The sequence below is a fragment of the uncultured Veillonella sp. genome (assembly GCF_900545205.1).
GTDB lineage: Bacteria > Bacillota > Negativicutes > Veillonellales > Veillonellaceae > Veillonella.
The window spans coordinates 1-23,232 of sequence record NZ_UQYC01000024.1; the positions used below are offsets into that span (position 1 = coordinate 1).

The following is a 23,232-nucleotide window of genomic DNA, read 5'->3' on the forward strand; positions in this document are numbered from 1 at the left end:
AGAAAGACCCTTATAGGGTCAGAGCAAACCACCCGTTCTACGGGTGGTTATGATTCTGACTATATATTTAAATCCTATGAAATTAGTGTTTTTAGACAGAGTGAGATTTGTTATACTAAATATAGTTATTCAGCTAAAAGAGAGGAGCTAGATTATGAAATTAAAGACGCGCGATATTGTATATATCGGATTTATTGCTGCCTTATGTGCAGTAGCAACAACAATTCGCATCGAAATACCAGGTGGTGCTATGGTTCATTTAGGATCTGCCGCATTATTTACATCATCCATTCTATTTGGTGGTTTATATGGTGGTTTAGGAGCGGCCATTGGCTCCGCATTATTTGATCTTTTTGGTGGTCATACACAGTATATTGTATTCTCGTTCTTTATTAAAGGTATTGCGGGTCTTATTGTAGGTGGTATGACAGCAGGTTACTTGCCACCATCCATTACAAAGCCCACAGCATCCTTTACACGTATTTTGATTGCTCTTATTATTGGTACAATTTGGACTGCCTTTGGTTATTTCCTTGCATGGTGGTTTGTTCTTGAAAGTGCAGCAGTAGCGGCAAGTAAAATTCAATATTCTTTGATTACAAGTGCAGCTGGTATTGTGGTAGCTATCGTATTGACACCTAAATTGCAATCTGTAGTTCGTAGATTATTTACAAAGAACTAAATAGAGTAACTAATGATAAATTACTAAAAACTATATATTGCTAACTAATAACTAATAATCCAAAATTGATCATTAGGCATAAATAAAAGAGTCTCCCTTAACTTATGTATTCAAGTTAAAGGAGACTCTTTTATTTATTATATTAGATTATGTAGTTACTATTCTTACCTAGAAATTACAGAGATCATTTAAATTTTCTGCCATTGTAGGATGTGTGAAGATTTGGTTCTTGAAATATGTATACGGAATGTTGTTATCCATAGCTACTTTAATCATGTTAATCAATTCTTCGGCACTTTGGGAATAGAGTGTAGCACCGAGGATTAAATTGCTTTCCGCATCTACCACAATTTTGAAAGCCCCTTTAAGGTTGTCATTTACATGAGCCCTTGGCATAGTGGCTACAAGCATTTCCTTCGTTTTAACAGTGTAACCTTTATTAATAGCATCCTCTTCTGTAAGACCAACACGAGCGAGTGGAGGTGTTAAGAAGGTGGTGTAAGGAATGTTTTTGCGATCTTTTAATGTATAGTGATCATTACCTGTAAGGGCACCAAATACGATGCGGAAGTCATCGAGAGAAATGTAGGTAAATTGCGGACCACCGTTTACATCGCCTACAGCATATACACCTGGAACGGAGCTTTCACAAGTATCATTTACTACGATTGCACCGCGTTCATTAGTAGTAATATCCGTGTTTTCTAAACCAATATTTGTAGTATTCGGTCTGCGACCTGTAGCATAGAGAACAGCATCAAAGGTATAGTTTTCATTATTAGCAGTGATAACAGGCTTGTTGCCGTCATTAGATACAGAATTTAGTGTAACAGAGTTTAAAATAGTAATGCCTTGTTCCGCTAAGTATTCATTAGCTAATTCTTGAACGATAGGTTCTTCGTGTTTTAAAATGTTAGCCTCAATATTGAATACAGTAACCTTTGTACCTAGTTTAGCGTATAGGCTAGCAAATTCTAGGCCAATAGGACCGGCGCCAATAATACCTAATGTACTAGGTTGAGGGGATAAATGTTGAATTTCTGTACTATTATAGAAACCTGATGCGGTATCGATACCATCAATGTTAGGTTTAATGGCTACAGCCCCTGTATTGATGATAATTGTGTCACCAGATAAAACAATTTTATCTTCCCCAGCTGTGACATCGATTTCTTTATTACTAATGAATTTGCCATGTCCAGTATATACATCGACATGTTCATTTGTATCTAACATACCGAAGTTTTTATTACGTAAACGAGATGTAACAACCTCTCGTTGGTTTAGTACTTGATCGTAAGATAAGCCTTTAGATGCGGCCACAATCATCGTCTTAGTAGGAATACATGCAATATTAATGCATGTGCCACCATACATGAGTGGATTTTCTTCAATCATGGCAACGGCTTTGCCCATAGAGCCAAATTTAGCAGCCATTGTTTTACCAGCTTTGCCGAAACCTAGGACGATAAGATCATAATGTTTGGTATTCATACAATACCTCCTATCTTTTATATTGAAAATATTAGATATCCTTATTATAGCATATTTGAGTATATATAAAAGTAAAATATGAAAATAATTATCTATAATTTAGATGTTAAGTATTTTTACTTGACACATCTTTTTTTATACTGTACCATATGTAAAGTAATATGACTTGACAGTGATGGAGGTGGCGAAATGGAAGAACGAGTGCTTATAAGTTTGCTCTTGGATTTCTATGGGCCATTATTGACGGACAAGCAACGCATGTCCTTACAACTTCACCACGAAGACGACATGTCCCTTGGAGAAATCGCTGAGGAACTAGGCGTATCACGGCAGGCTGTACACGATAACTTGCAGCGTGCTCGACACATTTTAAATGATTACGAATCAAAGTTGCACTTGGTAGAACAATATGAACAGCGTGAAGGTTTGCTTTCACAGTTGAAAGAAACCTTGCCTGAAGAGGTTCTAGCTGAAACTAAGGTGCAGAAAGTATTGGCGCAAATGGAGGGATATTATGGCATTTGATAGCTTGTCAGAAAAACTGCAAGAAGCCTTTCAATCCTTGAAGGGGAAGGGCAAAATTACTGAAGATGATGTCAATCTTGCGTTGCGTCAAGTGCGTACTGCATTACTAGAAGCAGACGTTAACTTTATGGTTGCGAAGGACTTCGTTAAGTCCATTAAGGAAAAGGCCCTTGGTGAAGAGGTGTTCGGTTCCTTGAATCCAGCACAAACGGTTATTAAAATCGTAAATGACGAGTTAACGGCGTTATTGGGCGGTACACAAAGTCGTATCATGATTTCCAGTAAGCCACCAACAATTATTATGCTCGTTGGTTTACAAGGTGCTGGTAAAACTACTACAGCTGGTAAATTGGCAGTATACCTTCGCAAACAAGGTAAACATCCAATGCTCGTAGCGGCCGACGTATATCGTCCAGCTGCGATTACTCAATTGCAAGTTGTAGGTAAGCAAATCGATATCCCAGTATTTGCTGATGAAACACCTGGTGCCAATCCAGTAGACATTGCACGCCGCGCTGTAGAGCAAAGCACGCATATGTTGAAAGATGTTGTTATCATCGATACAGCTGGTCGCTTGGCTATAGACGAAGTCCTTATGGATGAGTTATCCAACATTAAAGCCGCTGTTCGACCTCATGAAATTCTACTCGTTGTAGACTCCATGATCGGTCAAGATGCGGTAACAACGGCACAAACGTTTAATGAAAAATTAGGCGTTGACGGTGTTATCCTCACTAAACTCGATGGTGATGCGCGCGGTGGTGCTGCATTATCCATCAAAGCTGTAACAGGCTTGCCAATTAAGTTCACTGGTGTGAGCGAAAAAATGGATGGTTTCGATGTATTCTATCCAGACCGTATGGCTTCTCGTATCCTCGACTTGGGCGACTTTAAAACATTGATTGAAAATGTACAAGGCGCTATCGACGAAGAAGAAGCTCGTGAAATGGCTAAGAAAATGGCGAAAAATAATTTCACCTTGGATGACTTCTTGAAACAGATGAACCAAGTAAGAAAGTTAGGGCCATTACAAAATATTATTGGTATGTTGCCAGGCATGGGACAAATTAAGGATCAATTGAAAGACCTTGATTTGAACAGTAAAGAGGTGCGCCGTATTGAGGCTATCATTACATCCATGACGGCTGCAGAGCGAGAAAATCCAAGTATTCTTAATGGTTCTCGCCGCAAGCGTATTGCATTAGGTTCCGGTACTCAGGTACAAGATGTAAATCGCTTGTTGAAACAATTTGAAGAAGCGCGGAAGATGATGAAGCGCATGCAAGGTTTACGTGGCGGTAAGGGCGGCTTCCCAGGAATGCCTAAATTACCGTTTATGTAATACATGGGCAGGGGCGCTGAACCTGTCCACCCATATCAGTATAAGGAGGTGAATTTCACATGTTAAAAATTCGTTTGACTCGTTTAGGTGCTAAAAAAGCTCCTTTCTACCGTATCGTTGTTGCTGACGCACGTGCTCCACGTGAAGGTCGTCCTGTTGACACTATTGGTCAATATGATGCTACTAAACAACCAGCTATCGTTAATGTAGACGAAGAAAAAGCTTTGGCTTGGTTAGCTAAAGGTGCTCAGCCTACTGACACTGTTCGCTCCTTGTTCAAAAAACAAGGCGTTATGCAAAAATTTGCTGACGCTAAAAAGTAATTAATAGAGAGGCATACTGTGATGATAGAATTAATTTCATTAATTGCGAAATCATTAGTGAAGCAGCCTGATGCCGTATCTGTTACCATGGTCCAAAAGGGGAATATGGAAGTTTACGAACTTCATGTAGCCCCAGAGGATATGGGCAAAGTCATCGGAAAGCAAGGACGAATAGCGAAAGCGATTCGCGCTGTGGTGAAAGCGGCGGCTATTAAAGAGAACAAAAAGATATCTGTTGATATTGTCTAAAAGGGAGTATTCCAATGGAAGAAATGACATTACGTGTCCCTGTAGCAGTAAAAGCAAAAGTAACAGAAGACTTGAAAGCGAAAATTGTATCTGATCTTGAAACTCGCCTTGATATGGTGAATAAAGATTTGGAAGCAATTGAGTTCCAAGCTCAACGTATTTTGGCTGATGCGGCTAAAGTTGATGCTACAAGCCTTACTGCAATTCGTCAACAAATCGACGAAGAGAAAAATAAACGCTTGGCTTTCAAAGAAGAAGTAACAGCTAAATTGAAAGACGCTCAAGAATTGTCCTTAGGAACTGAAATTCCTCAAGGTACATTAGAGCAAACAGTTACCGTTAAAATCGGGGATAATTTGGATGCCATGATGGGCGCTGAAATCCTATTAGAAGACGGTAAAATCGTTGCGTTTCGTCAATAATGAAGCCTAACGATTTCATCACTATAGGTGTTATCATCGCCCCGCACGGCGTGCGGGGTGATCTTCGTATTATGCCTCAAACCGATTTTCCAGAACGGTTTATGCATATGGATGCCTGTTACATCGATGGTAAAGAATACCACGTTGCATCCGCACGATTTCACAAACAATTTGTATTAGCATCCTTTAAGGAAATTCCTGATCGCAACACAGCTGAATTATTCGGTAAGAAAGAAATTCAAGTGCGTCGTGAAGATTTAGTGGAATTGCCAGAAGGTCGCTATTACATCTTTGATATTATTGGTCTCGAAGTACAAGATACAAAAGGCAATGTGCTTGGCACAGTGACTGATGTATTACAACCGGGTGCTAATGATGTCTATGTGGTTTCCAAAGATGGGGAACCAGATCAATTATTTGCAGCCATTGAAGATGTTGTTAAGGACATCGACGTGGAAAATAATTTAATGATCGTAGATCCGCCTGAATGGATATAATCCTTTAGGCGGTTTTGTTTTATCTACATATAGGTATATTATGGTAAAAGTTATATAATATAGCTATATATAGATAATGCTAATGAGTTTATGTGAGTTAATAAGTATAGGGGACGGTCTATGCGTATCGATATCGTATCTTTATTTCCTGAGTTTTTTGATGCCTTTTTTAGTCATTCCATCATAAAACGGGCTATCGAAGCAGAACGATTGTCTATGGCTGTAACTAACCCTCGAGACTTTAGTCATAATAAACATGGTCAAGTTGATGATACACCGTATGGTGGTGGGGCTGGTATGCTCATGATGGCACCTCCCATTTTTGAAGCGGTGGAATCTGTTATTGCTCAATATGACAATACGCTTAATAGTAGCTATACTACTGATGAGATGTGTGATGAAATGAGTCTTATTGGTAATCCTAGTGAAAGTATACGACGTCGTATTATTTTCATGGGTCCTACAGGCCAGCCTTTCACACAGGAGAAGGCTCGTGAACTAGCTATGTACGATCAAATAGTCCTCATTTGTGGTCATTATGAAGGTGTAGACTACCGTGTAGAGGAACATTTAGTAGATGAAACGATTTCTATTGGTGATTATGTATTAACTGGTGGTGAGTTGCCAGCTATGGTTGTAGCCGATGCAGTAGCTCGCATGATTCCAGGTGTACTAGGTGCAGCGAGTGGGGCACAGGAGGATTCTTTTTATGAACCTTTGTTAGAATGCCCTCAATATACAAAGCCCCCTGAATTTAGAGGCTGGTCTGTACCAGATGTATTGAGAAGTGGTCATCATAAAAATATTGCTACTTGGCGTCAAAAAGAAGCACTTAAAAGAACTCGGTTGTTACGTCCAGATTTATTGGAACGTCCATTAACAAAAGAAGAGATTAAGCTTTTAAAAGAGATAGTTGAGGAAGAGTCTGTAAGACTTAAAGGTGAAGAATGAAAGCGTTAGTATTAGGCGCCACTGGTGCAGTGGGCCGTCATATTGTAGACACGTTAATTGATAATCATGAGATTCAAGACATTCATGTATTTGTACGTCGTCCAGTAACATATACATCTCCAAAGGTAACAGTTCATATTGTTAATTTTGATGAACCTCGTGAATGGGCACACTTAGTGACAGGGGATATTTTATTCTCTGCTATGGGTACAAACCGTAAACAAGCGGGCTCTAAAGAAGCACAATGGACTGTAGATTATACGTATCAGTATGAAATGGCGCGCATTGCAGCTCAAAATGGTGTGAAAAAATATGGTTTAGTATCCTCTTTGGGGGCAAATCCAAAATCTCCATTCTTCTATATGTCCATGAAAGGACAATTAGAAGATGTTATTTTAGAGTTGCCTTTTGAAGCGATTGTTATTGCTCGTCCAGCTACATTGATTCGAGAAGAACCTAAGTTGGTGGAACGCATTAGCTGTGCTGTATTTGGTGTTATCAACAAAGCTCATATATTAATGAGCCAAGAACCCGTAAAGACGGTTGACGTAGCAAATGTCCTTGTAAAAGCTACAATAGGGCAGCAGTATGGCATTTCCATTATTGAAAATGAAACGATTCATGAGCGGATAGGCTATTTTAAAGCTTAATTTCATTAAATCCCGTTTTGGAGAGGGAATAGGCCGAGATCCATATGATTTTACCTATTCGAGCGAGGTTATGTATGGAGTTTAATTGTTGTGATGTCCTTGAGGTACAGGGCAGTCGTTATGTAATAACTGAAAAAATTAAATATAATGAGATTATTCCAAAAGCAGATCAGGAACAGGCCTATAAAGCTAAGCCGTCAATGCAAAAATCACCTGGAGATTATTGGCACGAATATGGTCTCGAGGATGTTGAGGGGTCCGATAAAATATGGGTTACCATTGAATACAATGATAATGAATGGTGCACTGTATCTAGAACATCTTATCGCAAACGAGCGCCGAAGGGTTTTACGTTACATCAAATCGGTTTGGAAAAGGTTGTAGCTGTAGATGGTGATAGTGGTGCTTCTGTAGGTGACCGGGCTGGCTACAAGGAATACCAATTGCCTTGTGAAGGCGGTGCTAGTGTATTCTTTGAAGAAAACTGGTTTAAAGGGGAGAAGATGTTCGCCGAAGGGGCACGTGTTCCTTTGAGGAATATTCGTCTCTGTAATGATGCAGAAGCTAATGCTATTAGTAAAAAGAAACGGAATCAACGGCTGAAAAAACGCTTTGAAGGAGTTGCTACTTCTATAGGGATCGGTGTATTATTTTTACTATTTCTGTTTTGGTCGGACAATGATTTGTCTTGGCATAGTATACGCGCTATGTTTGGAGTGCCTTATACGGCAAAAGAACATATGCATGACACATCTGCATATTATACAAAAACAGATTCGGATGGCGATTATGTATACACGTCTTCGTTGGACCCTGTTAGCACCGCATTAGATTTGATTGATTCTGTGAATGGTGATATTAAAAATGAGCGGGACAACTTAGAAGAGGGACATGAAGTTATTGTATTTTATTCTGGGGACTTGGTGTATATCATTACCAATACGGATGGACAAACTAAGGTTAAGGTATGTGAACAATCAAAATTGACACAAGAGGATTGGAAAATTATTGATCGCACATTTATCAGCTCTCATATACTCGATAACTATGCGACCATGGTTCGCCTAGGGGATAATACGGGACGCGAACGGTTGTATCCTACCAGCAACTCTAACAACACATCCAATACAAAATTATATTATTAGGAGGCTTATTATGATTTATATACCAGATATATTATTGACGATTTTTTATGCTTGTTTTGGAATTTTCTTAATGTTAACTGCCAACACGGTTATTGATTTTTTTGTACCTGGTAAATTTAGTGAAGAAATTAAACGTGGTAATTGTGCTGTCGCATGGCTCTCAGCAGGTTCATTTATCGGCATTGGTGAAATCTTGCGCGCTGTCATCATGTCTCCTGTAGTGGCTACAGCTGATACATCTTTATTGCACGGTGTGGTGGCAAGTATCGTATATGCTATTTTAGGCATTATATTGTTTGTAACAGGCTATATGTTTATTAATTTATGGCATCGAAAATATAATTTATCTGAAGAGATTATGCGTGGTAATACTGCAGCGGGTATCCTCGTATTTGGTATCTTTGTAGGTCTTGCTCTCGTTGTTAGTGGTGCTGTGCACTAAGGGAGTGTCCTATGTATAAGCCAAGTAAGAAAACTCTATACATAACGAGTGCTTTTGCCGCTGTAGCGGGCCTCGTTGGTGTGTATTCATACTGGAATGACATTGCTTATGTTGTATGTGATAAAATCTATCCTGAAGCAAATGACGGGGAAGTTCGATTAAAGGATAATCAAGGTAATCGTTATTCTCTATTAAACCATGGAGATGGTAAAGAAACAGCTTTATATGATGATAACCGGTCTGTTACCTTTCACCGCGACACTAGTGGAAATTTAGTATGGGACGCTGGTTTAGCGGGGCTGTTACCTAGTATTGCAGCAGGCTACTATATTTTTCATGGATTTAATCCACCTACAGCGCGTATGGATGGAAGAACTATGACCTATCGTGTGGCAGCCCCTTTAAAACCCTATGAGGAGCCTAATGTATATACAACAACAGGTTCAAATACGCATAGTTCTTTAGGACGACGTACGTATAAAGACTATGAGAAGCGTAGAAGTCAAAAAGCTTCTTCTATAGGTCAAAAGTCTGGTTTTGGTAGTGCAGGTGTACGTTCTAGTAGTTCCTAATGGAGGCCGATATTATGAAATCGTATATAGATGAACTTGATACGAATATATTGCCCTTTGTAGATTATGAGGGCTATGATGATCGGTATCCTGCGCTTTCTACACAATCTTTTCCGGCTGATTTTTATGATGAAATTCGACATGCGTCGCGCATGTTATTTCAAATATTTTGTAAAGCCGCTAAGGTATTTCAACAGGCACCTGATGAGTTTGCTCTCAATATGGATATGCCCGAAAATTTGATTCCCTATTTACATCGTGGGAATCCATTGGGCTTACCTACATGGTTATCTCGATTTGACTTTGTCCTTGATGATAGAGGACAATTGCGCATGGTCGAGATTAATGCGGATACACCCTGCTTTCTAATTGAAAGCTATTATGCTAATGGTGTAGCGGCACGATATTTCGATAAAGTAGATCCTAATATAGATGCTTATAATGAACTTGAACGTTTTTTGAAACGCGTATATGAAGGAACATCTCGTAAAAAATATAGTGTGACTAATAAACAACATAATATGATGACGGATAATGAAACAGAACCCTTTGTTTTCGGGTGCTTTCATGATTATTTAGAGGACTATGGAACTACACAGTTTCTCTTACAGGCTATGAAATCAGCATGCCCAGAAGCAGATGTTCGATTCCTATCCTTTTATGATATGGTCATTGATGATGAGGGTATTCTATTATCTGACGGTGGTCATGCAGCCAACCTGTATCGTTTACATCCCATGGAACTATTGATTGATGAAACTACAGCAGATGGTGAACCACTAGGTGAAATGTTTTTAGATTTGTATAATGAATACCGCTTTAATCTATTTAATCCACCAGAGGCGATTATTTTACAGAATAAATCGTTTATGTCCTTAGTGTATGCTCTATACTTAACAAACCAATTTTTTACTGCCCCTGAGCGAGATATTATCGAGCGCTATTTGACGCCGTCCTATTTTGAAAGTGATTTCTCGAACCTTGATGATGGACTTTATATTCAAAAGGAAATTTGGGGCCGTGAAGGGCGAAATATTCAGGTTGTTCAAAAACGTGGAAATCAAGCTGAACTATACATGGAGAAATTTGTAGATAACTATGATGATATAGTTTGTCGGGACAGTAAAAAGGTTATGTATCAGGACTTTATTAAGCAGAAACACTTTACTCATACCGTAGATAGTGGTACGAAAGAAGGCTGTTTGACATTATCTTGCTTTATGCTTGGCGATCAAGCTTCTGCAGTCGGTTGTCGTTTTTCTCCAGAAGAGATTGCCGGTACTGAAGCTTATTTTGTACCGCTTTTAATCGATTAATTTTATTTTGTATTTTTTATTGTTGTGGAGATATAGGGCTTTGGCTAATTTATATATTGGACTTGTTCATTATCCAATTATGAACAAGCATAAAGAGGTCATTACGACGGCCATTACAAATTATGATATTCACGATATTGCACGAGCATCTATTACCTATGATGTATCTAAATATTTTGTGATTCACAATATACCTGCTCAGCGTGAGTTGGTGCGCACCATCATGGAACATTGGAAATCTGGATTTGGTTCTACTTACAATCCAGATCGCAAGGATGCTTTCACCGGCGTGGAGTTGGTTAACTCTATTGCAGTAGCAGTGCGAATGATTGAAGACCTAGAAGGTATGAAACCTATTGTGGCGACAACAGATGCGCGTACCTATGATAATACAATTTCCTATGCACGGATGCGTGAACATCTTGAAAATGAGGGGCGCCCTGTGTTAGTATTATTTGGTACCGGTTATGGTATGACAAAAGAAACGATGGAAAGCTTTGACTATATTTTAGAACCTATATATGGCCATGGTGAATACAATCATTTATCTGTGCGTAGTGCTGTATCGATTATCCTTGATCGGCTGCGGGGCGAGGCATGGTGGAATAAATAGGAGGCGTCTATGTCAGGACATTCAAAATGGGCAAATATTAAACATAAAAAAGGTAAAACCGATGCATTGAAGGCTAAATTGGCTACGAAAATCGGTCGTGAAATTACTGTAGCAGCACGTATGGGTGGTGCCGATCCAACAGGTAATATGCGTTTGAAATTGGCTTTACAAAAAGCTCGTGAAAACAATATTCCTAAGGATAATATTCAACGTGCTATCGATAAGGGCGTTGGCGCTACGGATATGAACGCATACGAAGAAATCGTATATGAAGGTTATGGTCCTGCCGGTGTTGCCGTTACTGTAGAAGTTATGACGGATAATCGTAACCGTGCGGCTGCCGATGTGCGTCATGCTTTCTCCAAACAAGGTGGTAATCTTGGTGAAAGCGGTTGCGTAGGCTGGATGTTCAAATCTAAAGGCGTTTTCGTTATCGATAAAGAAGGTCATGACGAAGATGAATTGACTATGCTTGCTCTTGAAGCAGGTGCAGAAGATCTTAAGTCTGAAGATGATGTATTTGAAATTTATACTACTCCTGAAGACTATGATGCTGTAGAAGCAGCTCTTGCTGATGCGGGCATTGAAACAGAAGTAGCTAAAATTACCATGATTCCAGATACAACTATTGAGTTGACTGGTGATGATGCTGTAAAAATGCAAAAAATGCTCGACGTATTGGATGATCTTGATGATGTACAAAACGTATATCACAATGGTATCTTGCCAGACGACGAAGAAGAATAATTATGATAAGGAGCACTTTAAAGGTGCTCCTTTTTTATGTATTTTTTAGAGAACCATTGGGAATAAGAAAATTAATGAGTTTCTTATAAAATTTCTATGGAAATTCATGAACTTCGATGTGGTATTGTGCTATAATAAAATAGATTATGTAATGGAGGTAGGCGACAGCTTATCTCATTTTTAAACTAAGGGGGTTAAGGTGCGAATTATAGGTATTGACCCAGGCACGGCTATATGCGGTTATGGCATTATTGACGTGAAGGGGAGCAAATTAACACCTGTAGCCTATGGGGCTATCACAACTCCTAAGGAATTAACAGATTCACAGCGGTTGGAAATTTTATTTAATGACCTAAGTGATATTCTAGAGGAATTCAAGCCTGATAAGTTCGGGGTAGAAGAATTATTCTTCAACCGCAATGTAACGACGGCCATCAAGGTCGGTCAAGCACGTGGTGTTATCTTATTAGCGGCTGAGCAACAGCGTATTCCTATTTACGAATATACACCGCTACAAATCAAGCAAGCCGTTACAGGTTACGGCAAGGCTGATAAGAATCAGGTCATTTATATGACAATGAATATTTTGGGGATTCGTGAGAAAATTAAGCCCGATGATACGGCAGATGCATTGGCTGTCGCTATTTGTACGGCTCATAGTTCTCACAATGATAGATTGAAGAGGTTGGTATAATGATAGGGTATGTACGGGGTATCGTAACACATCTCTTTAAAGAGTCTTGTTACGTAGATGTACATGGCGTAGGGTATCGTGTATATGTGCCGACCACTACGCGACAACAATTGATTGAAGGTCATGAGGCAACGTTATTCACGTATCTCAACGTACGTGAAGATGCGATGCAACTCTATGGCTTTTGGACGGAAGAGGAATATGAGTTGTTTATTTTACTCATTTCTGTTTCTGGTATAGGGCCTAAGGTGGGGCTTGGCATTTTGTCTGGCATGACACCAGAGGCTTTCAAATTAGCTGTTATTAATGGGCAGGTACAGCAATTAACAAAGTTACCTGGTATTGGAAAGAAATCTGCAGAGCGACTTGTTCTTGAACTAAAGGATAAGTTAGCGAAGATGACGCATATATCTGCAGAATCACCAGCAGCTATACAGCCGATTGGCGTTGCCGCTAGTGATGCTACCGGTGAGGCTATTGAGGCTCTTGTGTCGCTAGGCTATTCAGAACGAGATGTGGCTGACATTGTAGAGTCTTTAGATGATGGTAAACGCGATGTATCTGAGTTGATTAAGGTCAGCTTGATTGAGCTTGGGAAAGGACGATAAGGATGAACGAAGAAGTACGCCTTGTCGGAAATGGCGAGCACGAAGAAGATATGTGGCAATATAGCCTACGACCAAAATTCTTTAACGAATATGTAGGTCAAGAAGAGGCTAAAGGCAATCTAAATGTCTATATTCAGGCGGCTAAGCAACGTGGTGAAGCATTGGACCACGTATTGCTCTACGGGCCACCAGGTCTTGGCAAGACTACACTGGCAGGTATTATTGCGAATGAATTGGGTGTTAACTTTCGCATAACCTCTGGTCCTGCTATTGAAAAGTCTGGCGACTTGGCTGCGATCTTAACGAATTTAGATGATCACGATGTATTATTTATCGATGAAATTCATCGCTTGTCTCGCAGTGTAGAGGAAGTATTGTACTCTGCTATGGAGGACTATGCAATTGATATTATCATCGGTAAGGGCCCAAGTGCTCGAACGGTGCGCATTGATTTACCAAAGTTTACTTTGGTAGGTGCCACAACACGGGCGGGGGCTTTGGCAGCGCCTTTGAGGGACCGCTTTGGTATTATTAACCGGTTGGAATATTATAAACAACCGGAATTAGAGTTTATTGTGACTCGGGCGGCAGAAATACTCAATATTGGTATTGAGCCGACTGGGGCTAGCGAAATTGCGCGACGTTCAAGGGGAACGCCGCGTATCGCAAATCGTCTACTTAAACGGGTACGTGATTTTGCACAAGTCATAGGTGATGGGGTTATCACTCAAAGTATTGCAGATGATGCGTTACAGCGTTTATATATTGACAAAGAAGGGCTCGATCGAATCGATCGACGTGTGTTGGAGTGTATTATTGAAAAGTATGATGGCGGTCCAGTAGGAATAGATACCATTGCAGCCGCTATCAGCGAAGAGAGAGATACCATCGAAGATGTGTATGAACCATATTTGATGCAATTAGGATTTTTAGGACGTACACCGCGTGGGAGGGTGGCTACTAAACTTGCCTATGAGCATTTAGGTATTTCACAGACAGGGAAATAACAATGAAAACGAAACGATTACAATTGATGATAATGGCAACTTTGTTTTTAGGTGTAAATATTGGCGGTGCATCTGTTGCACAAGGGGCTACATTGCAACATAAAAGTGCAGTAGTGACTAAAAAGCCAACGCCGAAATCAACAGTATCTACAACAAATGTATCGAAAGTAAATACGACGAAGCGGTCAACTTTTCGACCACTTGTAACTAAACCGGCTCCAAAGCCTGTGACAAAAGTGACTACAAAGTCTAATGCAACTAAGGCTGCAGCAACAGCTCAAAAGCCTGTTGCAAAATCTACAGTTATTAGTGCCAAGGCTACAACGGTAAAGCCAGCTGCATCTAAGGCTGTAAAAACTTCTGATGCCAATAGTATTAAAGCTAATACGGCTGCTATTACGCGTAATAAAGTAGGTTCTGTTGTTACACCTGCTACGGAGCGTGTAGAAAATGTACCAAATGTACGCGTGTTATTGGGTAGTCGCAGTTCCGATGCTACAGTTACATCTACTGCTAATCTGGTTGTGTTAAATAGTGCTAATGGTCAAGTAAGTACAATCAGTGCAAACCGTGGTACCTCTGTTGGTATTCGAAGTGGGAAAATTGCTGTCAATGGCAAGGCCATTGATACGGTAGTTACATTAAAACCAGCCAATAGTGATGCACCATTCTTGTTTGAAGGCAAAGGCTATCGTGGAGGACTTACATTACGTGCTAATAATGGAAAGATGATGGTCATTAATTCTGTACCTCTTGAAGACTATCTTTATGGCGTAGTTCCGCAAGAGGTCGTTCCATCTTGGCCTGCAGCTGCACTAGAAGCACAAGCTGTAGCGGCTCGAACTTATGCTCTTCACACTATGGAAGAGAATAAAGGTAAACTGTATGATGTGAGTACGTCCACAGATCACCAAGTCTATAATGGGGTTAGTGGTGAAACGCAAGCTACTACAAATGCAGTTAATAAAACAAAGGGGATGGTTATGTTATATAATCAACGCCCTATTAATGCTTTATTCCATTCTGATGGTGGCGGCTATACTGAGGATAGTGTCAATGTTTGGGGTAGCGATGTACCGTATTTGAAAGGTGTAAAGGATTTTAGTACTGGCACATCTACATCGAACTGGACAGTGACTACTTCTCGTCAGGCCCTTGAAAGTAAGCTTAACGCAGCTAGTAAAGGGGTTGGCAAATTGAAGAGCATTCAATTGACACCTCTTGGCAAGCCAGGTCAACAAACATCTGACCGCGGTGTATCTGGTCGCATTAAGAGTGCTACTTTCATAGGTACCTCTGGCAAAACGACCATTGATGGGGATTCTTTACGCAGTATTTTAGGCTTGAAATCAACACTATTTGATTTTTATGTAAATCATAACCCAGCTAAAGATACAGGTAAGGCGTATCATAATTTTACTGGTAGCAATGATACTGTCTATATTAAAGGCCACGGTTGGGGACATGGTCTTGGTATGTCTCAATGGGGCGCTGCAGAAATGGCTAAGCGTGCGACACCAGGGGATACAAATTATTACCAAACTATTTTGCGTCACTACTATAGTGGCATTACATTAAAGAAAATGTACTAATAAGGATTGCGATGAAAGTTACAGATTTTGATTATGAATTACCAGAGGAACTAATTGCTCAACATCCTGTAGAGCCTCGTGATACAGCGAGACTGTTGACCTTAGACAAGGTTACAGGTGAGGTTGCGCATAAAGAGCATTTTTACGATTTGCTAGATGAACTCCACGAAGGTGATGTACTTGTATTTAATAATACAAAGGTTATTCCTGCGAGATTATATGGCCAACGTCAAGGCTCTGGTGGCAAGGTTGAGGTGTTGCTCCTCACACCATGTGGTGAAAATCGCTGGGAATGTCTTGTTAAACCTGGTAAAAAATGTCCTATTGGTCAAGTTATCGAATTTGATGACCGATTAAGTGGGACCGTTATAGATAAAACAGAATTTGGAGGTCGTATCATTGAATTCACTTGCGATGGTGTATTTGACGATGTGATACAAGAAATTGGTGAAATGCCATTACCTCCATATATTCATGAGAAGTTAGAAGATAAAGATCGTTATCAAACTGTTTATGCTAAGGAAAAAGGTTCAGCTGCAGCTCCAACCGCAGGGCTTCACTTTACACCTGAACTATTAGAAAAGATAAAAGCGAAAGGTGTAGAGTTAGAATTTGTTACATTGCATGTTGGCCTTGGAACATTTAGACCTGTATCAGCAGAGACAATTGAGGACCATGAAATGCATAGTGAGTTTTTCGTCGTTTCTCAAGATACAGCTGATCGTATTAATGCGGCTAAAAGAAACGGACGCCGTATTATTGCGGTAGGTACTACTTCTGTGCGTACTCTTGAGTCAGCTACTAATGATGGCGGTGTCTTACAAGGCATTAGTGGATGGACACAAATCTTTATCTATCCTGGCTACAAATTTAAGATGATTGATGCATTGGTAACGAATTTCCACTTGCCTCAATCTACATTATTAATGTTGATTAGTGCATTGGCTGGTCGTGAACACTGTTTAGCGGCCTACGAAGAAGCTGTACGCGAACGTTATCGTTTCTTTAGCTTCGGCGATGCTATGTTTATACGTTAGGAGGGACTATGCCGAGTATTATTTATGAATTACAAAAGACATGTCCTCACACGGGGGCTCGTGCTGGTTTATTGCATACGCCACATGGTACCTTCCAAACGCCTATGTTTATGCCTGTAGGTACACAAGCTACAGTTAAAACTATGACGCCTGAGGAATTAAAGGCGATGGGTTCTCAAGTCATCTTGAGCAATACATACCATTTATTCTTACGTCCTGGTCCTGAACTCGTAGAAGAAGCAGGTGGGTTACATAAATTTATGAACTGGGATCAAGCTATTTTAACTGATAGCGGTGGATTCCAAGTTTTCAGCTTAGGCGATATGCGTAAAATTACTGAGGAGGGTGTAACCTTTAGATCTCATATTGATGGGTCTAAACAGTTTTTATCTCCAGAGGTGGCAACAAAGGTACAAGAGCAATTAGGTTCTGATATTGCCATGGCTTTTGACGAATGTATTCCCTATCCAGCGGATCATGATTATGCGAAACGCTCAACAGCTCGTACCACACGTTGGGCTCATCGTTGCCAAGAGGCTCGTAAAGCCCATGACCGTCAAGGTATGTTTGGTATTGTTCAAGGTGGTATGTACAAAGATTTACGCAAGCAAAGTGCGGAAGAACTCGTAGCTATGGATTTTGAAGGCTATAGTATCGGTGGCTTATCCGTCGGAGAGCCTCATGATTTGATGAATGAAATCTTAGAATATACTACGCCACTATTGCCAACTAACAAGGCTCGTTATTTGATGGGTGTTGGTACGGCGGATTGCCTTGTAGAAGGCGTAGCACGTGGTATTGATATGTTCGACTGCGTGTATCCTACACGGGTTGCTCGAAATGGTATGGCTATGACTTGGAATGGTCGCCTTAATATTCGAAATGCGCAGTTTGCTCATGATTGGGGCCCGTTAGAAGAAGGCTGCCAATGTTATACATGTAAAAATTATTCTCGCGCTTATATTCGTCACTTGTATAAGGCGGAAGAAATTTTGGCATTGCGTCTCGTAACTTACCATAATCTTTACTTCTTGCTTGAGTTTATGCGTCAAATGAGACAAGCCATCTTGGAAGATCGGTTCCCCCGATTTAGAATGCAATTTTGGGATAGCTTTAAAAAATAGCAATTAAGTCTAGTCAAATCTATATTAGGTGGCTATACTAGAAAAGAAAAACATATTTATTATACTAGGAGGATAAAATGGAAGATATTTTACAAGTGTTGCAAACTAGCTGGCCTATTTTGTTGATGGTCGTAATCTTTTATTTCTTATTGTGGCGTCCACAAAAGAAACAACAAAAAGAGCGCGCTAATTTGTTAGGCAGCTTGAAGAAAGGCCAAAAAATCGTTACTATCGGCGGTATTTATGGCGAAATCGTTGAACTTGATGATGAAAAAGTAAAGGTTCAAGTATCTGAAAAAGTAGAGTTAACATTTGCACGTTCTGCAATTGCTAACGTTCTTTCCAAGAAAAACAAGGAAGAAAAATAATGAATACAAAGGAAGCAGTGCGCCGGGCGTGCAAGGCCCAGCGCGCTGCTTTATCCGTTGCTGATTGTCATAGATGGACTACGCTTTTGACAGATCAAATTGTTAATAGTCCTGAGTATATATCAGCTAATACCATTATGGCCTATTTGGCGATGCCCAAGGAGGCCAATTTAGACGATGTTATTCGTCATGCTTTAGAACATGGTAAATCCGTATATGTTCCAGTATGTACAGATAAGACGACCATGATTGCCGTTCGTCTTAAGTCTCTAGAATCTATCACTCGTGGTGTGTTAAATATACGCATTCCCTCTGAGCCATACGAGGTTATTAATCCACATGACTTGGATTTGATTTTAGTGCCTGGTGCTGGCTTTGACCGTCAAGGCGGTCGCATGGGGATGGGGAATGGGTATTACGATCGATTTCTCAAGGAACTTTCACCACGTACATTTATGGGCGTATGCTGGTCAGTACAATTGTGGGATACACCAATCCCAATGGATGAACTGGACCAACGGATGAGCAAAATTGTAACGGAGCAAGGCGTTATACATTGCGTATAGTAGTAGAAGGGAGCAACTATTTTGAACGGTAAAGCTATTATCAAGTTTTTAGTAGTCATTGCTGCCATCATTGGATTGTTTGCGTATTTTATTCAACCATTAGCAGGCTCTTTGAAACAAGGCCTAGACTTGCAAGGTGGTACGCACATCGTATTGGAAGCAGAGGACTCTGCCACTGGTACAGCTGACAATGATGCAGTGGAACGGGCGAAGCAAATCTTAGAGCGTCGTATTAATGAAATGGGTTTGTCTGAACCACTAGTACAACGTGAAGGTGCTCGTCGTATTATCATCGAATTGCCAGGTGTAAAAGATCCTGACGAAGCGATTAAACGTATCGGTAAGACAGCAGTCTTGGAATTTAAAAACGACCAAGGTCAAACTGTTATGACTGGTGATGATTTAAAAGATGCAAAAGAAGAGTTAGGTCAAAATAAACAACCACTCGTTGCTATTGAATTAAGCGATGAAGGGGCTAAGAAATTTGCTGATTTAACATCTAAAAATATTGGTCGTCGTATTGCCATTACATTGGATGGTAAAGAATTGACTAATCCTGTAGTACAACAAGCAATTACAGGTGGTAAAGCAACTATCTCTGGTAGTCAAAGCTTAGAAGAAGCTAAAGACTTGGCTATTTTATTACGTTCTGGTGCATTGCCTGTTAAAATTAATGTATTGGAAGTACGTACAGTTGGTCCTTCTTTGGGTCAAGACTCCAAGGATAAATCTGTTGTAGCCTTCAGTGCTGGTATTGCAATGATCATGATTTTCTTGGTTATTTTATATCGTTTTTCTGGTATTGTAGCTAATATTGCATTACTTGTTTATGTTATGCTCTTATTGCTTGTATTAGGTAAAGGCTTTAATGCGACTATGACATTGCCAGGTATCGCGGGTATTATCTTATCCATGGGTGTTGCTGTAGATGCGAACATTCTTATCTTTGAACGTTTTAAAGAAGAGGTGTTCTCCGGTAAGTCCATGCGTGTAGCCATGGAAGCTGGTTTCAGTCGTGCTTTAGCAACAATTACAGATGCGAACGTATCTGTTATCATTACTGCTGCTATCTTGACAATCTTAGGCTCTGGCCCTGTAAAAGGTTTCGCTATCAGCTTAGGCGTAGGTGTTGTTGTAAGTATGTTCACAGCGATTACTGTGAGCCATTTCTTATTGCGCTTATTAATCGATTGTAACTTTACAAACCATCCATTCTGGTTTGGTGCGAATATCTCTCCAAGCACAAGTGCTGACGCATTTGCACCAAAATCTTTGAAAGGAGGTAAACGCAAATGACATTAGACGTAATTAAGCATCATCGTTGGTGGTTTGCAATTTCCTCCACACTTGTTATTATCAGTTTGATTTCCATCTTTACTAAAGGCTTTAACTTTGGTATTGATTATACTGGTGGTACGATTGTTGAAGTTGTATTTGATCAACCTGTAGAGGTTAGTCAAGTTCGTGACGTCCTAAAAGAATATAATCTTGAAAACGCACAAATTCAGCTTTCTGGAGATACTACTGGTGATACAGCGGGCGAAGACGTAATGATTCGTACACGTAATCTTGAGCCTAGTGAAAGTGCCGCTGTGATTGAATCTTTGACTAAATCTATTGGTAACAATACAGTTAAACGTATTGAAACTGTAGGTGCTGTAATTGGTTCCGAAGTTACAGAACATGCGTTGTTAAATCTTGTTATAGCGTTTGCGGCATTAGCATTATATATTTCTTATCGTTTTGAATATAAAGTTGCTATTTCTGCTCTCGTTGCAATTTTCCATGATTTGATTATGGTTCTTGGTGTATTCTCTTATTTCCAATTAGAAATTGATGCGTCTTTCTTGGCGGCTATTCTTACGGTTGTAGGTTACTCCATGAATGAATCTGTAGTTATCTTTGACCGTGTTCGTGAAAATACACATACACATAAACGTTCTGATACATTTGCAGATCTTGCGAATGCATCTATTACACAAAGTATTCACCGTAGTTTCTATACATTGGCTACCGTTATGTTTGCCTGTGTATCCCTCTATCTATTCGGTGGGGACACTACAAAGAACTTTGCTCTTTGTATGATTATTGGTTTTGCTAGTGGTGCGTACTCCTCTATCTGCGTAGCTACATCCTTATGGGTTATGTGGAAGAGTCGCAACAAAAACGATATCCGCAATCAACAATAATATATGATGCTTTTACCTATTGTTGGTAAAAGTATAAGAACCTCTCTGTATTATATTCAGAGAGGTTCTTTGTTTATGTATCATCTACTAATAAATTATTACTATGGATAGCTCATACATATATGTATAGGATATATGTACATAGTAAGGTCTATACTTATTGAATTCTTTGTACAGGGGGCGTAAAATAGCAAAGTAACACAATGCTGAAAAGGGGATAGATAGATGGATCCAAATCGATTATGGAGCCCTGCTTTTATAAACTATGGTATAAGCAGTGGCATTTTATATATGACACAATATGTTCTCGTAGCAGCCTTGCCGATAGTCATAACCTCTGAATTAAGTGGAAGTGATTTAGATGCGGGATTAGCGATGACCTATTTTCAAATAGGCACAATTGTATGTAGGCTCTTTGCAGGTCGCTTGATTGATGGCTTTAATAAACGAGTTGTATTACTATTATCAACTGCTTTATTTTTCATCATTATGGGGCTCTTTAATTTTACAACCTCTTTAGAAGCCATCTTTGTATTGCGGGGGCTACATGGTGTTGTATTTGCTTTAGGCACAACTGTAATGGCGGCGTTGGCGGTATTGGTGTTACCTCCTAATAGAAAGGGGGAGGGCATCAATATGTTTGCTATCTTTTCGAATGTGGCAATGGTGTTGGGGCCTGCAATAGGCTTATATGCACTTGCTTCATATGGTAGTATAGCTCTCTATCTTTTCTTAACTATTATGACAGGGTTAGTCCTAGTATTGAGTAATTGTATTCCCTTATCAAAAGAATTAGCAACGCCTAAACCATCTACTCACAAAGGGTGGAATATATCTCAATTTATTGAAAAAAGAAGTTTACCTTGGGCTTTAATGGGACTGTTTATTGGCTTTACCTATTCTGGTGTGTTAGTATTTATTCCCATTGAGTTAAATAGTATGGGGGCTGGTATTTGGGGCAGTGCATTTTTTGCTATCTTTGCTGTAATGATTATAATCAGTCGCCCTTTAGTAGGAAAAGCATATGCTCGGTATGGCTCTAAATATATTATCTACCCTGGCCTAGTACTCTTTATACTAGGACTGTTAGCATTAGGAATAGCGACTACGCCATTAACTATAATCTTAACGGCCCCTCTGTTAGGTTTAGGTTATGGTGCAGCACAACCAGCATTTCAAGCGTTAGCCATTCAATCAGCACCAATCGAACGAGCTGGTGTATCAACAGCAACATATTTTTTAGCATTAGATATAAGTGTGGGTGCTGGATCTGTCATTCTTGCTCTGTTAGCTAGTGCTATAGGGTATCAGTATCTTTATATGTTTACTGCAGTGATAATGATTGTAGCACTAGCTTTATATCATATATGGATTAAGAGGTATACGCCTCTAGAACTGTAAAACATAAATAGTGATATAGTAAAAGCTAATAACAGTATTAGACTATCAGACACAATATAATAATCAATCCTTAGAATGTATTTTATAGTATGTTCTAAGGATTTTTCTTTTATAAAACAGTTATACGTTTATAGGTTTATAAGATAGTACTTAAAAATAATATGAATAAAAAGAAAAGAAAAAATAGTATTATACAATTTAAATCCCTAAATAATAAGAAATTAAAAGAAGATTACAAAGACGGTGGTGAAGATTAAATGAAGTTGTGAAAATGACGACTTTATGTGTTGACGATATTTTTATTTATGCTATACTTATACAAGTCGTTAGGACACAGCACAAACGACAAGCAAAAAACTTCTAAAAAAGTTTTGAAAAAGTGCTTGACGGAATGAGCTGAACTTGATAGAATAATCAAGTCGCCAGTTGATGAAACACTTCGAAAGAGGTCGTGGAAACTGGTACAGATCTTTGAAAACTGAACAATGATAGGTAATCAATCAATACGATTGAACATATGCCAGAGTGCGGGTTTTGACAAAGTCAAAACCAACCATAATTCAAAGTTACTTAAATGTAACGACAACAAATAATGAGCTATTCAAATAGCTTCAAGATATCTTGGAGAGTTTGATCCTGGCTCAGGACGAACGCTGGCGGCGTGCTTAACACATGC

The 23,232-nt window shown here is 39.6% G+C and carries 27 protein-coding genes; 26 read left to right on the top strand and 1 reads right to left on the bottom strand.

Annotation, left to right across the window (positions count from 1 at the left end):
- Nucleotides 1-154: 154 nt before the first annotated feature.
- A complete protein-coding gene (locus QZR70_RS03760; protein WP_213467066.1) occupies nucleotides 155-682 on the top strand; it encodes an ECF transporter S component in 528 nt (175 codons plus the stop codon).
- Between the two features lie 168 nt (nucleotides 683-850).
- On the opposite strand, the gene QZR70_RS03765 is transcribed toward QZR70_RS03760, so the two are convergent.
- The gene (locus QZR70_RS03765) at nucleotides 851-2,176 is read right to left on the bottom strand and encodes an FAD-containing oxidoreductase (protein WP_295793220.1); all 1,326 of its coding nucleotides are present in this window, start codon (nucleotides 2,174-2,176) and stop codon (nucleotides 851-853) included.
- 189 nt (nucleotides 2,177-2,365) lie between these two features.
- Between QZR70_RS03765 and ylxM the strand changes: the two genes are divergently transcribed.
- From ylxM to QZR70_RS03890, 25 genes are all read left to right on the top strand, one after another.
- Nucleotides 2,366-2,701, top strand: a complete 336-nt coding sequence (gene ylxM / locus QZR70_RS03770) for a YlxM family DNA-binding protein (RefSeq protein WP_105090321.1) — start codon at nucleotides 2,366-2,368, stop codon at nucleotides 2,699-2,701.
- Nucleotides 2,691-4,043: a signal recognition particle protein gene (gene ffh / locus QZR70_RS03775; protein WP_105090322.1), complete on the top strand. Its 1,353-nt coding sequence runs from the start codon at nucleotides 2,691-2,693 to the stop codon at nucleotides 4,041-4,043. The genes ylxM and ffh overlap by 11 nt, the downstream gene beginning before the upstream one ends.
- 59 nt (nucleotides 4,044-4,102) lie before the next feature.
- Nucleotides 4,103-4,366, top strand: coding sequence for a 30S ribosomal protein S16 (gene rpsP / locus QZR70_RS03780; RefSeq protein WP_004695565.1), 264 nt, complete (start codon nucleotides 4,103-4,105; stop codon nucleotides 4,364-4,366).
- Nucleotides 4,367-4,387: 21 nt separating this feature from the next.
- Nucleotides 4,388-4,615 carry a KH domain-containing protein gene (locus tag QZR70_RS03785; RefSeq protein ID WP_009352618.1) on the top strand — a complete coding sequence of 76 codons (228 nt, stop codon included), beginning with the start codon at nucleotides 4,388-4,390 and terminating at the stop codon, nucleotides 4,613-4,615.
- 14 nt (nucleotides 4,616-4,629) lie between these two features.
- Complete coding sequence (locus QZR70_RS03790; protein WP_105086221.1) at nucleotides 4,630-5,037, top strand: YlqD family protein; 408 nt, start codon at nucleotides 4,630-4,632, stop codon at nucleotides 5,035-5,037.
- The gene (rimM, locus tag QZR70_RS03795; RefSeq protein WP_105090323.1) at nucleotides 5,037-5,534 is read left to right on the top strand and encodes a ribosome maturation factor RimM; all 498 of its coding nucleotides are present in this window, start codon (nucleotides 5,037-5,039) and stop codon (nucleotides 5,532-5,534) included. Before QZR70_RS03790 ends, rimM begins: the two co-directional genes overlap by 1 nt.
- A 120-nt stretch (nucleotides 5,535-5,654) precedes the next feature.
- Nucleotides 5,655-6,485, top strand: coding sequence for a tRNA (guanosine(37)-N1)-methyltransferase TrmD (trmD, locus tag QZR70_RS03800; RefSeq protein WP_295793223.1), 831 nt, complete (start codon nucleotides 5,655-5,657; stop codon nucleotides 6,483-6,485).
- On the top strand, nucleotides 6,482-7,135 hold the full coding sequence (locus QZR70_RS03805) for an NAD(P)H-binding protein (RefSeq protein ID WP_295793225.1): 654 nt from the start codon (nucleotides 6,482-6,484) through the stop codon (nucleotides 7,133-7,135). The genes trmD and QZR70_RS03805 overlap by 4 nt, the downstream gene beginning before the upstream one ends.
- Nucleotides 7,136-7,209: 74 nt before the next feature.
- Complete coding sequence (locus QZR70_RS03810) at nucleotides 7,210-8,280, top strand: hypothetical protein (protein ID WP_295793226.1); 1,071 nt, start codon at nucleotides 7,210-7,212, stop codon at nucleotides 8,278-8,280.
- A 10-nt stretch (nucleotides 8,281-8,290) separates the two neighbouring features.
- Nucleotides 8,291-8,722, top strand: coding sequence for a DUF350 domain-containing protein (locus QZR70_RS03815; RefSeq protein ID WP_295793228.1), 432 nt, complete (start codon nucleotides 8,291-8,293; stop codon nucleotides 8,720-8,722).
- Nucleotides 8,723-8,733: 11 nt separating this feature from the next.
- Nucleotides 8,734-9,294: a hypothetical protein gene (locus tag QZR70_RS03820; protein ID WP_005387344.1), complete on the top strand. Its 561-nt coding sequence runs from the start codon at nucleotides 8,734-8,736 to the stop codon at nucleotides 9,292-9,294.
- A 14-nt stretch (nucleotides 9,295-9,308) separates the two neighbouring features.
- The gene (locus QZR70_RS03825; protein ID WP_227720960.1) at nucleotides 9,309-10,610 is read left to right on the top strand and encodes a glutathionylspermidine synthase family protein; all 1,302 of its coding nucleotides are present in this window, start codon (nucleotides 9,309-9,311) and stop codon (nucleotides 10,608-10,610) included.
- Nucleotides 10,611-10,650: 40 nt separating this feature from the next.
- Nucleotides 10,651-11,223 (top strand): RNA methyltransferase, encoded by a 573-nt coding sequence (locus QZR70_RS03830; protein WP_105086229.1) that lies wholly within the window; start codon nucleotides 10,651-10,653, stop codon nucleotides 11,221-11,223.
- 9 nt (nucleotides 11,224-11,232) lie between these two features.
- Nucleotides 11,233-11,970, top strand: a complete 738-nt coding sequence (locus QZR70_RS03835) for a YebC/PmpR family DNA-binding transcriptional regulator (RefSeq protein WP_005387348.1) — start codon at nucleotides 11,233-11,235, stop codon at nucleotides 11,968-11,970.
- A 199-nt stretch (nucleotides 11,971-12,169) separates the two neighbouring features.
- Entirely contained in the window at nucleotides 12,170-12,664 is a 495-nt protein-coding gene (gene ruvC, locus QZR70_RS03840; protein WP_005387349.1) for a crossover junction endodeoxyribonuclease RuvC, read from the top strand.
- Nucleotides 12,664-13,272: a Holliday junction branch migration protein RuvA gene (gene ruvA, locus QZR70_RS03845; protein ID WP_295793230.1), complete on the top strand. Its 609-nt coding sequence runs from the start codon at nucleotides 12,664-12,666 to the stop codon at nucleotides 13,270-13,272. Before ruvC ends, ruvA begins: the two co-directional genes overlap by 1 nt.
- Nucleotides 13,273-13,274: 2 nt before the next feature.
- Complete coding sequence (gene ruvB, locus QZR70_RS03850; protein ID WP_295781216.1) at nucleotides 13,275-14,279, top strand: Holliday junction branch migration DNA helicase RuvB; 1,005 nt, start codon at nucleotides 13,275-13,277, stop codon at nucleotides 14,277-14,279.
- A gap of 2 nt (nucleotides 14,280-14,281) precedes the next feature.
- Nucleotides 14,282-15,871 carry a SpoIID/LytB domain-containing protein gene (locus tag QZR70_RS03855; RefSeq protein ID WP_295793232.1) on the top strand — a complete coding sequence of 530 codons (1,590 nt, stop codon included), beginning with the start codon at nucleotides 14,282-14,284 and terminating at the stop codon, nucleotides 15,869-15,871.
- A gap of 11 nt (nucleotides 15,872-15,882) precedes the next feature.
- Nucleotides 15,883-16,908 carry a tRNA preQ1(34) S-adenosylmethionine ribosyltransferase-isomerase QueA gene (gene queA, locus QZR70_RS03860; RefSeq protein ID WP_295781210.1) on the top strand — a complete coding sequence of 342 codons (1,026 nt, stop codon included), beginning with the start codon at nucleotides 15,883-15,885 and terminating at the stop codon, nucleotides 16,906-16,908.
- An 8-nt stretch (nucleotides 16,909-16,916) separates the two neighbouring features.
- Nucleotides 16,917-18,032, top strand: coding sequence for a tRNA guanosine(34) transglycosylase Tgt (gene tgt, locus QZR70_RS03865; RefSeq protein ID WP_295793234.1), 1,116 nt, complete (start codon nucleotides 16,917-16,919; stop codon nucleotides 18,030-18,032).
- A gap of 77 nt (nucleotides 18,033-18,109) precedes the next feature.
- On the top strand, nucleotides 18,110-18,400 hold the full coding sequence (gene yajC, locus QZR70_RS03870) for a preprotein translocase subunit YajC (RefSeq protein ID WP_005387358.1): 291 nt from the start codon (nucleotides 18,110-18,112) through the stop codon (nucleotides 18,398-18,400).
- Nucleotides 18,400-18,966 carry a 5-formyltetrahydrofolate cyclo-ligase gene (locus tag QZR70_RS03875; protein ID WP_295781208.1) on the top strand — a complete coding sequence of 189 codons (567 nt, stop codon included), beginning with the start codon at nucleotides 18,400-18,402 and terminating at the stop codon, nucleotides 18,964-18,966. The genes yajC and QZR70_RS03875 overlap by 1 nt, the downstream gene beginning before the upstream one ends.
- Before the next feature lie 21 nt (nucleotides 18,967-18,987).
- Nucleotides 18,988-20,262 carry a protein translocase subunit SecD gene (secD, locus tag QZR70_RS03880; protein WP_005387360.1) on the top strand — a complete coding sequence of 425 codons (1,275 nt, stop codon included), beginning with the start codon at nucleotides 18,988-18,990 and terminating at the stop codon, nucleotides 20,260-20,262.
- Nucleotides 20,259-21,155 carry a protein translocase subunit SecF gene (secF, locus tag QZR70_RS03885; RefSeq protein ID WP_005387361.1) on the top strand — a complete coding sequence of 299 codons (897 nt, stop codon included), beginning with the start codon at nucleotides 20,259-20,261 and terminating at the stop codon, nucleotides 21,153-21,155. Before secD ends, secF begins: the two co-directional genes overlap by 4 nt.
- A gap of 225 nt (nucleotides 21,156-21,380) precedes the next feature.
- The gene (locus QZR70_RS03890) at nucleotides 21,381-22,556 is read left to right on the top strand and encodes an MFS transporter (protein ID WP_295793237.1); all 1,176 of its coding nucleotides are present in this window, start codon (nucleotides 21,381-21,383) and stop codon (nucleotides 22,554-22,556) included.
- The last annotated feature ends 676 nt before the right edge of the window (nucleotides 22,557-23,232 follow it).

What these genes read in the sequence shown, in the direction of transcription:
- QZR70_RS03810 (WP_295793226.1), top strand. Translation starts at nt 7,210, where the DNA reads ATGGAGTTTAATTGTTGTGATGTCCTTGAGGTACAGGGCAGTCGTTAT.
- trmD (WP_295793223.1), top strand. Translation starts at nt 5,655, where the DNA reads ATGCGTATCGATATCGTATCTTTATTTCCTGAGTTTTTTGATGCCTTT.
- rpsP (WP_004695565.1), top strand. Translation starts at nt 4,103, where the DNA reads ATGTTAAAAATTCGTTTGACTCGTTTAGGTGCTAAAAAAGCTCCTTTC.
- QZR70_RS03890 (WP_295793237.1), top strand. Translation starts at nt 21,381, where the DNA reads ATGGATCCAAATCGATTATGGAGCCCTGCTTTTATAAACTATGGTATA.
- QZR70_RS03760 (WP_213467066.1), top strand. Translation starts at nt 155, where the DNA reads ATGAAATTAAAGACGCGCGATATTGTATATATCGGATTTATTGCTGCC.
- ylxM (WP_105090321.1), top strand. Translation starts at nt 2,366, where the DNA reads ATGGAAGAACGAGTGCTTATAAGTTTGCTCTTGGATTTCTATGGGCCA.
- ffh (WP_105090322.1), top strand. Translation starts at nt 2,691, where the DNA reads ATGGCATTTGATAGCTTGTCAGAAAAACTGCAAGAAGCCTTTCAATCC.
- queA (WP_295781210.1), top strand. Translation starts at nt 15,883, where the DNA reads ATGAAAGTTACAGATTTTGATTATGAATTACCAGAGGAACTAATTGCT.
- QZR70_RS03825 (WP_227720960.1), top strand. Translation starts at nt 9,309, where the DNA reads ATGAAATCGTATATAGATGAACTTGATACGAATATATTGCCCTTTGTA.
- tgt (WP_295793234.1), top strand. Translation starts at nt 16,917, where the DNA reads ATGCCGAGTATTATTTATGAATTACAAAAGACATGTCCTCACACGGGG.
- QZR70_RS03805 (WP_295793225.1), top strand. Translation starts at nt 6,482, where the DNA reads ATGAAAGCGTTAGTATTAGGCGCCACTGGTGCAGTGGGCCGTCATATT.
- QZR70_RS03820 (WP_005387344.1), top strand. Translation starts at nt 8,734, where the DNA reads ATGTATAAGCCAAGTAAGAAAACTCTATACATAACGAGTGCTTTTGCC.
- secF (WP_005387361.1), top strand. Translation starts at nt 20,259, where the DNA reads ATGACATTAGACGTAATTAAGCATCATCGTTGGTGGTTTGCAATTTCC.
- QZR70_RS03835 (WP_005387348.1), top strand. Translation starts at nt 11,233, where the DNA reads ATGTCAGGACATTCAAAATGGGCAAATATTAAACATAAAAAAGGTAAA.
- QZR70_RS03875 (WP_295781208.1), top strand. Translation starts at nt 18,400, where the DNA reads ATGAATACAAAGGAAGCAGTGCGCCGGGCGTGCAAGGCCCAGCGCGCT.
- QZR70_RS03765 (WP_295793220.1), bottom strand. Translation starts at nt 2,176, where the DNA reads ATGAATACCAAACATTATGATCTTATCGTCCTAGGTTTCGGCAAAGCT.
- rimM (WP_105090323.1), top strand. Translation starts at nt 5,037, where the DNA reads ATGAAGCCTAACGATTTCATCACTATAGGTGTTATCATCGCCCCGCAC.
- ruvB (WP_295781216.1), top strand. Translation starts at nt 13,275, where the DNA reads ATGAACGAAGAAGTACGCCTTGTCGGAAATGGCGAGCACGAAGAAGAT.
- QZR70_RS03785 (WP_009352618.1), top strand. Translation starts at nt 4,388, where the DNA reads ATGATAGAATTAATTTCATTAATTGCGAAATCATTAGTGAAGCAGCCT.
- ruvA (WP_295793230.1), top strand. Translation starts at nt 12,664, where the DNA reads ATGATAGGGTATGTACGGGGTATCGTAACACATCTCTTTAAAGAGTCT.
- QZR70_RS03855 (WP_295793232.1), top strand. Translation starts at nt 14,282, where the DNA reads ATGAAAACGAAACGATTACAATTGATGATAATGGCAACTTTGTTTTTA.
- QZR70_RS03815 (WP_295793228.1), top strand. Translation starts at nt 8,291, where the DNA reads ATGATTTATATACCAGATATATTATTGACGATTTTTTATGCTTGTTTT.
- QZR70_RS03790 (WP_105086221.1), top strand. Translation starts at nt 4,630, where the DNA reads ATGGAAGAAATGACATTACGTGTCCCTGTAGCAGTAAAAGCAAAAGTA.
- yajC (WP_005387358.1), top strand. Translation starts at nt 18,110, where the DNA reads ATGGAAGATATTTTACAAGTGTTGCAAACTAGCTGGCCTATTTTGTTG.